Here is a 14,905-nt window from a genome sequence, read left to right on the forward strand (position 1 = left end):
TTCATTTATCTGCGGTGTTACCAGACTGGCATTTCATCCTGCAGGAACGGATTATGTAGCCGTTCGTTGCCCAACGTCGAAAGTGGGCCGTGACCCGGAATAAACGTCACGTCATCGCCCAACGGCAACAGTTTACGTTTAATCGAATCAATCAATTGACTATGATCTCCGCGAGGAAAATCGCTGCGCCCTACACCGCCTTTGAAAATCACGTCACCAGAAATCAGTAGCTTTGATTGTTCATCAAAGAAGACCACATGTCCCGGCGTGTGACCCGGGCAATGCAGTACCTGCAACGTCACGTTACCCACGCTTACCCGGTCGCCTTCATTCAACCAGCGATCGGGCGTCAGCGGCTCACAATCGCCCAGGCCAAACATGCGACTCTGAGCAGGAAGTCCTTGTAACCAGAACTCATCTTCTTTTTCCGGACCAATAACCGGTACACCATAATGCTGTGCCAGTTCAGCCGCCGCACCTACGTGATCAAGATGACCATGGGTGAGCAGGATCTGCATTAGCGTCAGGCCACTGGCATCGACTTCCTGTTTGATTTTCTCAGCATCGCCGCCGGGATCGACCAGCGCAGCCAGACGGGTTTGCTCACACCAGATTAACGAGCAGTTCTGGGCGAATGCAGTGACCGGAATAATACGATAGTTCATACGGCTCCTGTTTCATTAAGCTTATGGATCACCAATGACGCGCCGGTCCGGTGTCAATATGCACAAAGTTACTGCGTGGGTAGTATCCTACACCACCTGCGCGCATAGATAACGCAGCTTTGCGAATATTACTTAATGCGATGCCTTCAATATGGAAATCCATGGCCTGCCCTTTCGTGTGGTAGCTTTTCTTTGCCACACCGCGGCTGTGCGCACGTAATTCATTATTGGTATCAATAGAGCGGTAACCAGAAATAAGCTGTACGGGTTTACGCGTGCCCAGCAGGCCCTGCAGACGGAAGAGTTGATCGAACAATCCCGGATCGATGGATTTCACTTTATTCGCACGAAAATCACGGAAAAAGTGATTAAGTTTAGCTAATTCGTCCTGAATATAGCCCCTGCCATCAAAAAACTCTGCTTTTATTGACTCACCGGTATGCAGGTTATTCAGAGTCAAAATGCGCGGACGTGGGGTAGAGAGTGTAGCAAACGCAGGCGTAGGCAGGATGGCAGCGCCGAGGGCAATGCCACCAAGCGCCAGCAGTTTGCGGCGATTAGCGTCAAATTTGTCCATGGTTTTAAGGTCTACAAGGTCAATGTTATCGTATGTATGCTCTAGCGCACGCGGGAAACCTTATCTGGCTAAGTAGTCCACGTCAAGGCTCCCAACCCCAGGAAATACGGGGCTTGCAGCCATTTCGCCCCGTTTCCAGCATAACTTACGACAATTATTTTCCTCGAACTGCTTCATTTATCTGATTAATTGTTCAGCTTTTGACACAATTTGTGCACTGGATCGCGCTGTCTGATCGTAATTGTAAATATCTGTACGATATTGCGTGCGACCATCCGGGCCAACAAATGCGGTCAGATAGTAGAGGTTGACGGGGATATTCTGGCGAATATTCACGTACCTTGTGTCCCCTTGCTTCAGGGCATCCGAGATGCGCGTATCATTCCACCCCGCATCCTGTAGCAGCATATTCGCCAGCTCAGATGCCTTGTTCACGCGCACGCAGCCGGAGCTTAACGCCCGCGAATCCTTCTGGAACAGAGTGTGGTTCGGCGTATCGTGCAGATAAATAGCATCCGAACTCGGCATATTGAATTTATAGCGTCCGAGCGAGTTACGCGCTCCCGGAGCCTGCTGGAAGCGGAACGGCAGATTGGAGGCGGTGATGGTGGCCCAGTCAACCTGCCACGGATCTATCGTCTCTTTGCTGTTCCAGCCGCGCATTACGGTATAGCCGTGACGCTCAAGATACCCCGGGTCATTCCAAACCTTAGGCAGAATATCCTTCCGGGCCAGCGTCGGCGGCACGTTCCACGGCGGGTTAACGACCACGTTATTCAGCGCACTGCTCATCATCGGCGTTTTACGATCGGGACGTCCGACGATAACGCGCGAGGCCAGCACCTGATTGCCGTTCTGATAATACACCAGCGAGTAGGCAGGAATATTCACCATAATACCGGTAGACAGCGTACCCGGCAGCAGGCGCAAGCGCTGAATATTTAACGCCAGCACGCCCGCACGTTGAGCGGGCGTCACGTTCAGCCAGTCACGCGTGGCAGGGCCAATCGCGCCATCGGCCCCAAGCCCCTGCCACGTCTGAAACCGCTTAACTGCGTCAACAAGTTCACGATCGTAAGCGCTACGGCCTTCTTTGGCAGCCGTACTGACAACAGACTCCAGCATCCCGGTACGGCGCAAAATTTCACGCAGCGCAGGGATGTCGTTACTCCACTCCCCCGGACGCAGCGTCGCGGTACTGGTCAGTTGCGGCCAGGGCCGCGTATCGCCCACCAGCTTGAGCAGCGATTCATGCATGGCTGCGTACTGCGGATGTTGCGGTGCCAGGCTGGCGACAAACGAAGTCAGTTGACCGTTATCCAGCGCGACTTGCCATTGGTTGATCACGGAAATCGGCGGCGTCGTCAGCGCATAGGGCTTATCGCTATAGAGCCAGCGATTACCTTTGACGGGGATGTTGGCAATAAAGTGCAGATACCCCATCATCGCATCTGAGAGCACGATATCTCGCGCCTGACCGGTTACTGCCGGGTCAGTCAGTAGAGCAACCCAAGTGGTGAACTGCGGCTGAAAGCCGGCAATCGCCACTTCAGCTAACTGTTGCTGAAAGGCTTTTACCGCATCACGATTTTCCCACATCGGTTTCATTTCGCGTGCGGCATACAGCAGTTCCAGTTGGCTCATATAAACCGGTGTGAAGCCCGCTGGAAGTTGAGATTGTAATTCGGCGCGGGCTTTATCAACTGACACGCCCTCGGGCAGCGGTTGGATACCTGCCATGATAGCCGTCGCGGAAGATTGAGCCTGCGGCTGCGATAACGCTGTTGGCTGTTCACTGACGGTCGCTGAGCTATCGCCAGGGATCATTTCAGGCTCATCGGCCTGCGCATTGAACAGTGGAGCGAATGTTACGGCCAGGCACAAACTAATTGCCGACAGCCGACGACCACACATTTTATTAAGCAACATCCCTTGCCCCCTGTTTTTTTATCATACTTTGAGTAGCCAGGCCGTATGTCTTCCCCTTATTTTGGCGGGGCCGAACCTGTAAAACGCCAATACAAGCTGAAGTATGACGAGCAAGCCTGTGACGCGTTAGGCTTACCTTTAGTATATAAACATGAAAAAACTTTTGCCTAACCTAATGTAAAGAAGTTTAAAGAAATTACACCAGTTATTGAGAATTTCCGGAAAAAAAGAAGGCGGCCATTTAGCCGCCTTTTATTTAGCTTGCCTGCGAGGAGGCATCTTCGGTGCCAGGCAGCGGCTCAGGTAACTGAGGCGCAAACCCGCGCAGACCTACCACGTGAACGTGTTCGGTGTTCTGGAAGACTTTACGCACCAGTTTGTAGGTGGTGCCTTTCTCTGGGCTAATGTTTTCTGGGGCTGCGATAATCAGCTGCATTTGCAGACGCTCGCACAGTTCAAACAGAGTCGCGATAGAGCGTGCATCAAGTCGCGCAGCTTCATCAAGGAACAGCAGACGGCAAGGAGAAATATCTTTCCCGCGCAGTCTACGCCCTTCGTCTTCCCAGCTTTGCACAACCATCACCAGAATAGACATCCCGGTCCCGATCGCTTCACCGGTTGACAGCGCACCAGATTCAGCACGCAGCCAGCCGTCAGAGCCACGGTTAACCTCAACTTCCATTTCCAGATAGTTACGGTAATCCAGCAGCTCTTCACCAATGGTTTGCGGCGTACGTTGCCCCATATCAATCTGCGGATTCAGACGCTGATACAACTTCGCCAGCGCTTCAGAGAAGGTCAGACGATTGCTGTTAAACAGATCCTGGTGCTGCTCATGCTGTTCGGAAAGTACGTCCAGCAAGGTAGCATGCGTCTCGCGTACGTTGACGTTCAGACGAACGCTGTTTACCTGGCCAAACGACACGCTTTGCAGCCCCTGGTTCAGCATGCGAATACGGTTCTGTTCGCGCTGAATGGTCTTACGAATGATATTCGCCACGCTGCGAGAGCTGATCGCCAGTTTCTGTTCGCGGGACGTTAATTCTTCCGTCAGACGGCTCAGCTCAATCTCCATCTGTTCGATCGCTTCAACCGGATCGTCGGTACGGATGATATCCTGACGAATACGTTCACGCAGATGCTGATAAACCGCGACAAAGAACTGAATTTTACGCTCTGGACGTTTTGGATCTTCAGACATGCGCAGTACATCACGCAGGTGTTCGTTATCCGCAACCGCCAGGCGCAGTGCACCAAGCGCCTTATCCGACATCGAGCGCAGTTCATCACCGGAAAGATACGCCAGCTCACGACGGTGCAGGCGGCGTTCAACGCCGTTATCTTTCACCATCCGCATCACCGCACACCATCCGGCTTTCGCGGTAACCACCTGCTCGCGCATTTCAAAATAATCACGTTCGAGCTTGCGCAACCTGCGGGTCAGGTTTTCCATCTCCGCTTCGCAGAAGGTCAACGCTTTTTCCAGTTGGTTACGGCGCGCACGGTTGTTGCTGAGCTGCGCATGCAGTTCATCACGACGAATACGCGCGCGCTCTTCGGCACCGCTGTCCGCACGAACGCCAATATCCTGCAGTTCACGTTGTAAATCGTTAAGCAGCTCTTTTTTGGTGTCATAGGAGCTTTTCAGCGACGCCATGACCTGGTTGTACTGGCTTAACTGTGCGGCGTGACTGCGTAGCGCTTCACGGGCGCGGGTACGTTCAGCTTCCGCCAGTTCCAGGCGCTCACGCAGTTTTTCGTTCAGATCACTATTGCCGCTAAGCATTTCAGCAGAGTCGGAATAGCTAAAGTGCGCCCGGCGCTGCACCACTTCGGTCAGAGCAAAAGCTTGCTGACGCGCATCGCGCTGCATCTGCTGGGAATACGCGTAGTCTTCCTTCAGCTGTTCAAACTGCTCAGGGTCATTTTGCAGGACCGAAACAATCGGTTCCAGTTTGGCTAACTGGTTGCCATGTTGCTGCACAAAACGCGCCGCTTCCTGGGCTTCATCCAGGCGCTCACGAATTTCGTCCACGCGATCGGCCAGCGTGTCATCCGCCAGCAGATTCAAACGCGGGAGAAGGCGGTTAAGAGCGGAGACCCCCTCTTTCGCCTGCTCAAACTGCATACGGCTTTGCTGATTATCATTTTCATGATTGCTCAGCGCACGTTCCAGTTCAACGCGACGGCCATTCAGTTGGCGAATTTCCGCTTCCGGATCGGCTTCAAACGCCACCGACAAATGACTGCCAATGAAACGACTGAACGCCTGATGCAGACGCTGGGTTTTCTGGACGTCAAAGGAGAGCGTTGCGAAACGTTCAGACAGCCCTTCACGCTCAGCATGCAGGGTTTCGATACGGCTTTCGCGCGCTGCACGGCCAAAAATCGGCACCGTCGGGAAGCGGGAATAACGCCACTGACGCTCGGCGGTTTTCACCACTACCGCTTTTTCCAGCTCATCAACGCTGAAAACGCTGTCATCAAACGACTGCGGATCCCCTTCGATGAAATAGAGATCTTCCGGACAATCCGTCAGCCCTTCAAGCTGCTCGGTAATCAGCGACAGATCCGGCACCACGATGGCATGACGCGAAGGACCGTACAGCGCAGAGAAGTACGGCGCATCTTCAAGGCTAACGTCGTCATAGATTTCTGACAGCAGGACGCCACCGAAACGCTCCGCCAGCGCGTTCAGACGCTGATCTTCCGCCCCGCCCGGCTGACTTAAACGTTCAATTTCTTCATCAACTGCATTTTTGCGCGCACCGACTTCATCACGCTCAACAATGGCTTCACGCTCGCGCTCCAGCAGTTGTTGCAGATACTCAGTCACGTCCTGGCTTGAGGTAAACTCTTCGCCACACTGCTCGCTAAGCTGATTCAGGCTATTCTGCGCGGCCAGCCAGACAGGCGCACGTTTCATCAGATGCTGGATACGAGACTGCAGCTGTTCCTGCTCCTGACGCAACGTCATACGCTGTTCGCTGGCAGAAGAGACGCTGTCCGACAAGGCGGCGATGCGTGCTTCCAGTTCCTGGTGCAGCGCTTCCAGCTCATCGATATCGAACTGTTTACCCTGACGCTTGCAGAATTCAGCCAGCAGACGCTCGGCATCTTGCTGTTCGCGCAGACGCTGCTCCAGTTCGCTGAGTCGCATACGCAACGGCTGAACCTGTTCCGCCAGGTGGCGCTGTTCAACGCCTTCCCGCAGCAGTTCACGCGCCACGCTCCAGGCTTCACCACGCGCCAGCGGGCCATTGATAGCCGCCACCAGCTGATAAGCCTGTTCGAACTGGCTGTGCGCAGTTTGCGCCACGCTCATTTTTTGTTCCAGCGTCAGCAGTTTTTCAGTGGCTTCCTGCTCTTTAGCCTGGAAGGTTTCCAGCCATTCAGCAGCGCTGTCGGCGGTCAGATCCGGTAAGTGGCAGAGCTCTTTCGCCCGATTCAGCGCCTGGATCGCCTGGGTATATTGGATGGCTCGCGTTTGCTGGACGTCCAGCGCTTGCTGATAATCGGCAAGCTGGCTTTTCAGCTCATCCACTTCCAGTTCCGCGGCTTCTGCGCGGGCTTCGTTTTCATCCTGGCGGTCAACGGCTTCCGCGACCACCTCATTTTGTTCTTCGAGACGGACCTGCAGTTCTTCGAGATCCGCTTCGTAGCGTTCAATTTTTTCCTGCTGACGCAGAGCGGTTTGCACCAGATTCAGGTGATCGCTCGCGGCCTGGTAATCAGCTTCCAGATCGCCTTCCGCGCCGTTATGCTCGCCCAGTTCGCGCGCCATATCCACGTGCTTATACTGCTCCGCGGCCAGCTGCTTACGTGAAGTATGCAGCTCACGACGATATTCCAGCGCTTTATCAAGATGGATACGACGTTCGTTGGCGTGACGCATATAATCCGCGGCCACATAGTTGGTCGCTTCGCTGATCAAATGCTTAAACAGATCGCGGTCAGACTGAGTTACGCGAATCGCTTCCAGCGTCATGCGGTTTTCACGCAGCGCAGCTTCCATATCCTGGAAGGCTTTACGTACGCCGCTGTTTTCCGGCAGTAGGTAGTCACGCAGTGAACGCGTAATGGCACTGGAGATCCCGCCGTACAGCGAGGCTTCAATCAGACGATAGAATTTACTACGGTCAGACGCGGAACGCAGACGACGGGCGATGATGCCCAGATCGAACATCAGTGAGTGATAATCGGTGATTGAGTTGAACTGTTTAAACTGCACACCTTCCATCTCATCAAGCTTCTCTTTCAGCTCAGAGAGGGACAGCACGCGCGCCTGGCGTTCATTCAGCGTTTCCGTCACCAATTGGGTTGGCTGCACCGACATCGGCAGCCCCTGAATGGCAAACGGTTTGATATCCACTTTACGATCGCGACCGGCAACCTGTTGCAGACGCACCCCCACGACCACGCGCTGATGGCGCGAGTTGAGGACGTCGAGCATTGAGTAACAGACGCCCGCTTTCAACTTACCGTGCAGGCCCTTATCACGTGAACCACTGGTTGCACCGGCTTCGGTGGTGTTACGGAAATGCAGCAGGGTTAAGTCCGGGATGAGCGCTGTTACAAATGCCGCCATGGTGGTGGACTTACCCGCACCGTTACCGCCGGACAGCGTGGTAACCAGTTCATCAAGGTCGAACGTACGGGCAAAAAAACCATTCCAGTTAATCAGCGTAAGTGAGCGAAATTTACCGCGTTCAATCATTATTCTTCTTCTCCACTGTCCGGCTGATTCTCTTCGGGCTCATCGTTGAGCTGCAGGCGGTTCTCGACCGGCATCGCTTCGCCATCACGAATTAAGCGACGCTGCGCTTCGCGCGGATCGTCACCGCTGCGCACGTCCGCGCCAAAGCGGAAGACTGATTCCGTAATACGGAATTTGCTGCTGTCGTGACCCATAAACCACACCATGCCTAAACGGCGCAGACGGTTTAGCGAAGAACGAACTTTTTCCTGTAGCTTCTGGCGATCAACATCCGAACCGGTTGAACGGTTGTTCACCAGTTTCAGCAGCTTCGCTTCATCAGCCAGCGTTAGCAGCTCGTCGTACAACTCTTGCTGGGTAAAAATCCCTTCATTCGCCAGGCGTTCCGGGCTGAGATAGAGATAGCAAAGAATTTTACCGACCATCATGTCCAGTTCAGACAGGACCGAACGGGGAATGAGCGTCGTTGAACGCGGGCGAAGGTAGAAGAACCCTTCCGGCGCACGGATCAATTCCACGTTATAGCGGCTGTAAAACTCTTCAAAATATTCCTGAAAATCCATCAGGAAGGCATGATTATCCAGTTCATCCAGACCGATATGGCGGCCCGAACGTAAGGCGCTGTCCAGCGCCGGAAATAACGGATTCGCCAGCGCCTGCGCCAGCTTTACCGGCATCACTTGTTCAATATTTGTCAATGACATGCGCCTGTACCTTGGCTCCGTAATCATTAATCGGCTGCCATTTGGCTGGCAGTCCGGTGAAGTCTGCTTGCGCTACGCCAAGGCGTACCGCCTGATCGATAACTATGCGCGCGACGTCGAAATGACGCGCACGTGGGTATTGCGCCAGATACTCGCGCACGACCAAACCGAGATCCAGTGGTGTTTGTCTGGATTTGTAGATAGCCAGCTGTTCTTCGATGATCGCCGCCAACTGTTCACGGATCTCGTTAAATTCTTCATATTCCAGATCTTCCGGAAGCTCGCCGGTGACCTCTTCGTCACGCAGTACCATCTCTTCGTCACGCATATCCAGCAGACGATCGGCGTTGGCATAGGTTAGCGCCCACGGATCGTCAAAGTATGTCTGCACGGACTGGCGCAAACGCTGGGCAAAGACGCGGTTTTTATCCATATCGATCGCGGTACGGATAAACTTATGCACGTGACGATCGTAGCCGATCCATAAATCAATGGACTGCTGACCCCAACTGATAATGCGGTCAAGCTTACTTTGTAAGTCAAACACCAGCCGATCGACGAAATGCAAATCGTCATGCGTCATCGTGGCGTCCTGGATGTGTAACAGGTGAGCCTGTAGCTTATCCCCCGCAGCTTCCAGCGTATCCTGCAGTTCACGCAACGTACCAGACGTTTCAGAGAGCAGCAGTTCACAGCTGGAGATCGCCGCCCGCCAGTCTTTATTAAGCAACTGTGCGATGTCGTCTTTTACCTGCTGTTGCTGTTCATCCATGATGCGCTGGGTCAGATCGATACTGTCGAAAATCTCTGCCACCGAGTATTTCAATGGCGCGTAGACGTTGCGATGCCAGTGGAACTCATCGCCACCTTCCGCTGCCGCATCCGCCGCGCGCTTTAGTTCACCTGCAACAATCGACAGCTGCATTGAAAGACGCAGCGTAGAGAATTCGCGCTGACGAATGTAGTAATCCGTGATGCCAATTCCCAATGGCGTTAAACGATATATAGCGTTGCCTTCCGCCTGCTCGCTGGTAAAGCGGTTCAGCAGACGTTGACGCACCATATCGTTGATCGCGTTGTTGGCGCGTACGCCGATGGTTTCGCTGGTTTGCTCAAACGCATCACTCACATGGCGGAACGCATCCACCAGCTCACCTTCACTCATCTCGCCGTCAAGTCGCTCACCGTTCAGGGTCGCGACCGCCAGCAGGAACGAAAGTCTGTCTACCGGCAGAGAGATGGAGAAGTCATTTTTTCTGGCCCAGGCAACCAGTTCGGGGACTGTCTGGGAAAATTCACTCATAAATTATCCTTGCATCTGCGGCTCGGGCCGAACTTTTAATCGCGGTGACATGAATATAGCGCCCAAGGCTGATATACGGTTCCTGGCGGCAATAGCGCGTTTCTAACTCAAGTAACATTTCAAAGTCGTCATGCTGTTTATGTTTATCTCGCAGATAATCATGAAACACACGGACGCCCGTTTTACCGGTTATCTGCCAACCGATCTCGTCCAGCCACTGGTAGACCTGCCCCGGATCGCGCGGGTAGTCCGGTGAAAGCGTGCGCTTTTTACGTTTCGGCATCCCCACCTGCACATAGTCAAAGTTCCCTGCGACCATGTTATGCATCAACAGACCGTTAGCATTGTAGAACATTAACGACAGCGCGCCGCCAGGACGCAATACTGACCACAGAGTCTGCAACACGTTGACCGGATCTGTCACCCACTCCAGCACAGCATGAAACAATATCAGATCAACCGGGCTTTCCAAATGCGAAGCAACATCCTGAGCGGCGCATTGTATAAAATGCATGTTCCCGCTCACACCTTTTGCCTCTGCCGCCTGTTGCGCTCGGGCGATCATCTCGCCAGACAGATCGCATAATGTGACGAAATGTCCTCGTTCCGCCATTTTGATGGCCGTTTGCCCTTCACCACCACCGGCATCCAGAATGTGCAGTTTTTGCTCACCGAACGTTTCCAGTAATCGATCCAGATCCTGCCAAAGGATAGCCTGTCTTAATTGACCTTTGGTGGTGCCGTAAATGTTACGGGAAAACTTCTCTGCAATGTCATCAAAATTGCGGTCCCGCATCGGGCTCTCCACATACTGGCTTTAGGGTGACTAAGTAAAACCGCTATTTTGTCACACCCACGCCGAGAATGAACCTTCCTGGTGTAATATCCCTGCAGATCCCCTGCTGTATGGTTAAAAAAGGAACCAAAAAGGATGCTTTTTACGCTGAAGAAAGTGATTGGCGGTATGATGCTGCCGCTGCCACTGATGCTAATTGTGATGGGTATTGGCCTGGCGCTGGTCTGGTTCAGTCGCTTTCAAAAAACAGGGAAAGTGTGTATTAGCCTGAGTTGGCTGGCACTGTTACTCCTTAGTTTACAGCCCGTCGCCGACAGCCTGTTGAAACCGATTGAGGACAGTTATCCAACGTGGCAAGGTTCGCAAAAAGTGGAATATATTGTGGTGCTGGGCGGAGGGTATACCTGGAATCCGCAGTGGGCGCCGAGTTCAAATCTGATCAGCAACAGCCTTCCACGTCTGAATGAAGGTATTCGCCTATGGCGCGCAAACCCGGGATCGAAGCTCATCTTTACCGGCGCTGCCGCAAAGACGAATAACGTCAGTACCGCAGAAGCTGGCGCCCGCGTAGCGCAGTCGCTGGGGGTGCCAGCCGATGAAATCATCACCCTGGATCACCCCAAAGATACCGAAGAAGAAGCCGCAGCGGTAAAGAAGGCCATCGGCAATGCGCCGTTCCTGCTGGTAACCTCTGCCTCCCACTTACCGCGGGCGATGATCTTCTTCCAGCAGGCCGGCTTGCATCCGCTGCCAGCGCCAGCCAATCAGTTAGCAATTGATTCACCGCTTAATCCGTGGGAGCGCGCTATACCTTCACCCGTCTGGTTGATGCACAGCGATCGCGTTGGTTACGAAACCCTGGGACGCATCTGGCAGTGGCTGAAAGGATCGGAACATTGACAGGAATGTTGCCTGATAAGGTGTTCACATGTTTATCATGCGAGCCACGGCAGCAATGATTTCGTTGCCAGGTCAAAGTTGGAACGATTAAAGCGTCCGGTGTTGACCAATTGCGTCACTTCATCCCATAACACATACAACCAGCGCCGCCAGATGAATGACTCCGCCACTGGCGCGCGCTGCAGGTATTGCCAAAGCAGGCTTTCCGCCAGCGCATTATCCATCAAACGGAACAGTTCATATTCCCTTGGCGCCCACAGCATCAACCCCGGTCCCACCATAGCCAGAAGCTGATCGCTACGGGCGTCTTTGAGCATGCTACGTAAACTGAAATTACCGTGGATCAGCACGCAGTTATCATTGAATCCTTCAAATAAGGCAGGCAAACACTCACGGGTGCGAAACAGGATCCGCTTGTCCTGCATCGTTAGCCCGGTATTGTTGAACTGATTTAACGTGGTCCACAGCACCTCAACCCGCTGACGATACCAGGATGGCCAGATATTCTCTTGCGTGTTATCCACCATTCCCACGCAGCCAGCACTATCCTGCCGATGCCATGACAGCAGACCTTCTACGATCTGATCTTTTAAATGTTCCCAGCGTTCGGGCGTTCGGGCAGGCGCTTCCACCGGCACTCCACGTAAACGCTCAAGCAGTAGCACATCAGGACCGGGATGTTCCTCGTGGGTTAAGACCCCATAAATGACGGGCATACGCACCGTACCACTGCGCGCCAGCATGGAGGTTTTCCATGCCAACTGCTGCGCCATACCCGGCGTGGTGAAGCTTCTCGCCATCAGTGGCATCGGATTTCCCTGGCTGTCGTACAGTGACCACAGGGCCGTATCCACTTTTTCATTCACGCATTCTATACGACTGAGTTTTTCACCCAACAGATGACTGAGTTCGGCACGCAACTGTTCCATTTCGGATTGCCCTCATAAATGCTACTGCTTTCATAATGAGCGTCGTGCAGACAGATGTCACCCGGATGAGATCAATTGATGAAAAGAAAAATGGCGGGAAAGCGTAACGATATGACACTCCTCCCAAAAATTCGCGTCATCAGGGGGAGTGTCGTGAGAAAAACTAACGCATTTCGGCGCGAACGCGCTCAAGATCTTCGGCAGTGTCTACGCCAGTACCGGGTACTTCTTTGGCGACGGCAACATGAATTTTTTCGCCGTACCAGAGCACACGTAGTTGCTCCAGCATTTCAATATGCTCAAGCGGGCTGGGCTGCCAGTTAACATAACGGCGGATAAAACCGGCGCGATAGCCGTAAATACCCAGATGTCGCAGGAAGGTGTCACCCACCGTTTCCAGGCTTTTAGCGAAACGATCGCGATCCCACGGGATGGTCGCGCGTGAAAAATAGAGCGCATAACCTTCGGCGTCCAGAACGACTTTCACCGCATTCGGATTAAATGCCTCTTCCGCACTGTGAATCGGGGCAGCAAGGGTCGCCATACCGACCTGGCGCTGTGCCAGATTCTCAGCGACCTGGCGAATAATGACCGCCGGGATCATCGGCTCATCACCCTGTACGTTCACAATAACGGTATCATCGCTAAAGCCACATTTCTCGACGACTTCCGCCAGACGCTCCGTACCGGACTGGTGATCGGCGCGGGTCATGCATACTTCCCCCCCCACCGCTTCTACCGCGCGAGCGACATCTTCGTGATCGGTCGCAACGATAATACGTTCAGCGCCAGATTCACGCGCACGCTCCAGCACATGCACAATCATCGGCTTGCCATTGATATCCAGCAGCGGCTTGCCCGGCAAACGTGTGGACGCATAACGCGCAGGAATAATGACCACAAAACTCATGATTTACTCTCATCAGCAGTCAGAACGCGAGCTTCGGTTTCCAGTAACACGGGAATGCCATCACGCAGTGGGAAAGCAAGGTTATCCAGTTTACAAATCAGTTCCTGTTTTTCCTGGTTAAACCAGAGTTTGCCATTGCATACCGGGCAGGCAATGATTTCAAGCAGACGATGATCCATAGTTCCTCCAGATGGACCGGATTGTGAATCCGTAAATATTAACATAATCGCTTACCGTGCTGGGTCTATTTCCCAACCATGGCGTGCATCAGCAAATAAACCTTCAGGATAGCGTCCCAGCGTCACACGTGTTGCCTGCTGCCAGCGGGCAAAATCATCAATCGCCTGAAACAATCCTTTTTGCAGAGTAACCCCAGGTTTGACGCCATCCTGTAACCAGAGCGAAATCACTTCCAGTACGCCCGTTTTGCGGTGCATTTTGGCATCCATCCGCCCAACTAACTGCCCGCGATGCAGCAGCGGCAAGACGAAATAACCATACTGACGTTTCGGTGCTGGCGTGTAACATTCGAGCCGATAGCTAAAATCGAATAGCTGCTCTGCCCGTTTACGATCCCAGACCACCGGATCAAAGGGTGATAATACTGCGCTATGCGTTGCCGTTAATTTACCCGTCAATGCCTGCTCCAGCAGCGGCTGAAGGTGGCTATGCAGCCACAGGGTTCCTAACCCTTCGACATCGACAGGAATAATCTGTTGCTGCTGTGCACGTACGTTGCACCAGTTTTTTAGCGCCGGACGCTTCAGGCGATAGTAGTCTGCCAGCCATTGTTCGCGAAAAATCCCCAGACTGCGGGCGCTGTTATCCAGCATGAGGCTTTCAGCTTCTTCCTGTGAAAGCCGGTCGCGTTCATCATCCCAGTGCGGCATGACGCGATGGGTTAAATCATACACTCGCTGGAAATTACGCCGTTCCACCACCATCACTTTCCCGGCGGTGAACAGGCCTTCAAGATGACGCTTATGCGGTTTCCATGCCCACCAGCCGCTGGCCCCCTTGCGCAGATGCTCAAAATCGGCAGAGCGTACTGGTCCGTTATGCTGGATGTGCTGGAGCAGTTGCTCAATCTCATGCGCATGTTCTTTCATCCACTCCGCTTTATACTTCCAGCCCATTTTCTCCGGGGCCAGCATGCGGTGACGTATCAGCATAAAGTCGCTACGCGGCAAAAAGCAGGCCTCGTGCGCCCAGTATTCCATCAGTTCGCCCCGCTGCAATGCGTCATCCAGCCACTGGGGCGAATAATCACCCAACCGACTAAACAGCACCAGGTAAGGGCTGCGCGACACAATATTGATGGTATCGATTTGCAATAACGACATGCGCGAAATGGTAGCAAGAATATCTGCTGGGGTTGCCCGACGGCGTGTTTTTTTCAGCAGCCCTTGAGCGGCAAGGTGAAGATGACGGGCATCCGTCAAAGAAAGACGCGGCAACGACATTTATGGCCTCAT

General features: G+C 53.4%; 12 protein-coding genes. 1 reads left to right on the forward strand and 11 read right to left on the reverse strand.

All coding sequences use genetic code 11. From position 1 onward, the window contains the following. Positions 1–17: 17 nt before the first annotated feature. The 7 genes from O6D90_RS14925 to cmoM all read right to left on the reverse strand — a co-directional run bounded on the left by O6D90_RS14925 (position 18) and on the right by cmoM (position 10,691). The gene (locus tag O6D90_RS14925; RefSeq protein WP_003035823.1) at positions 18–665 is read right to left on the reverse strand and encodes an MBL fold metallo-hydrolase; all 648 of its coding nucleotides are present in this window, start codon (positions 663–665) and stop codon (positions 18–20) included. 28 nt (positions 666–693) lie between these two features. Then, positions 694–1,242, reverse strand: coding sequence for a YcbK family protein (locus tag O6D90_RS14930; protein WP_016152461.1), 549 nt, complete (start codon positions 1,240–1,242; stop codon positions 694–696). Positions 1,243–1,419: 177 nt separating this feature from the next. Continuing rightward, positions 1,420–3,171, reverse strand: a complete 1,752-nt coding sequence (gene ldtD, locus O6D90_RS14935; RefSeq protein WP_016156125.1) for a L,D-transpeptidase — start codon at positions 3,169–3,171, stop codon at positions 1,420–1,422. A gap of 256 nt (positions 3,172–3,427) precedes the next feature. Beyond that, a complete protein-coding gene (mukB, locus tag O6D90_RS14940) occupies positions 3,428–7,888 on the reverse strand; it encodes a chromosome partition protein MukB (RefSeq protein ID WP_016156124.1) in 4,461 nt (1,486 codons plus the stop codon). Continuing rightward, entirely contained in the window at positions 7,888–8,592 is a 705-nt protein-coding gene (gene mukE / locus O6D90_RS14945) for a chromosome partition protein MukE (protein ID WP_016152457.1), read from the reverse strand. The genes mukB and mukE overlap by 1 nt, the downstream gene beginning before the upstream one ends. Beyond that, positions 8,573–9,895 carry a chromosome partition protein MukF gene (gene mukF, locus O6D90_RS14950; RefSeq protein WP_016156123.1) on the reverse strand — a complete coding sequence of 441 codons (1,323 nt, stop codon included), beginning with the start codon at positions 9,893–9,895 and terminating at the stop codon, positions 8,573–8,575. Before mukF ends, mukE begins: the two co-directional genes overlap by 20 nt. Beyond that, the gene (gene cmoM, locus O6D90_RS14955) at positions 9,888–10,691 is read right to left on the reverse strand and encodes a tRNA uridine 5-oxyacetic acid(34) methyltransferase CmoM (protein ID WP_016156122.1); all 804 of its coding nucleotides are present in this window, start codon (positions 10,689–10,691) and stop codon (positions 9,888–9,890) included. Before cmoM ends, mukF begins: the two co-directional genes overlap by 8 nt. 135 nt (positions 10,692–10,826) lie before the next feature. On the opposite strand from cmoM, the gene elyC reads away from it, so the two are divergent. After that, positions 10,827–11,591, forward strand: coding sequence for an envelope biogenesis factor ElyC (gene elyC, locus O6D90_RS14960; protein WP_016156121.1), 765 nt, complete (start codon positions 10,827–10,829; stop codon positions 11,589–11,591). A 35-nt stretch (positions 11,592–11,626) separates the two neighbouring features. Here elyC and O6D90_RS14965 read toward each other — a convergent pair whose 3' ends face one another. The 4 genes from O6D90_RS14965 to O6D90_RS14980 all read right to left on the reverse strand — a co-directional run bounded on the left by O6D90_RS14965 (position 11,627) and on the right by O6D90_RS14980 (position 14,893). Next, positions 11,627–12,520, reverse strand: coding sequence for a YcbJ family phosphotransferase (locus tag O6D90_RS14965; protein WP_016156120.1), 894 nt, complete (start codon positions 12,518–12,520; stop codon positions 11,627–11,629). A 163-nt stretch (positions 12,521–12,683) separates the two neighbouring features. Further along, positions 12,684–13,430 carry a 3-deoxy-manno-octulosonate cytidylyltransferase gene (gene kdsB, locus O6D90_RS14970; RefSeq protein ID WP_016152452.1) on the reverse strand — a complete coding sequence of 249 codons (747 nt, stop codon included), beginning with the start codon at positions 13,428–13,430 and terminating at the stop codon, positions 12,684–12,686. Beyond that, a complete protein-coding gene (ycaR, locus tag O6D90_RS14975; RefSeq protein WP_003035793.1) occupies positions 13,427–13,609 on the reverse strand; it encodes a protein YcaR in 183 nt (60 codons plus the stop codon). The genes kdsB and ycaR overlap by 4 nt, the downstream gene beginning before the upstream one ends. Before the next feature lie 51 nt (positions 13,610–13,660). Next, positions 13,661–14,893, reverse strand: a complete 1,233-nt coding sequence (locus O6D90_RS14980) for a winged helix-turn-helix domain-containing protein (protein WP_016152451.1) — start codon at positions 14,891–14,893, stop codon at positions 13,661–13,663. Positions 14,894–14,905 lie beyond the last annotated feature (12 nt).

The sequence above is a fragment of the Citrobacter sp. 21OH12SH02A-Citro genome, assembly GCF_027919895.1.
GTDB lineage: Bacteria > Pseudomonadota > Gammaproteobacteria > Enterobacterales > Enterobacteriaceae > Citrobacter > Citrobacter braakii.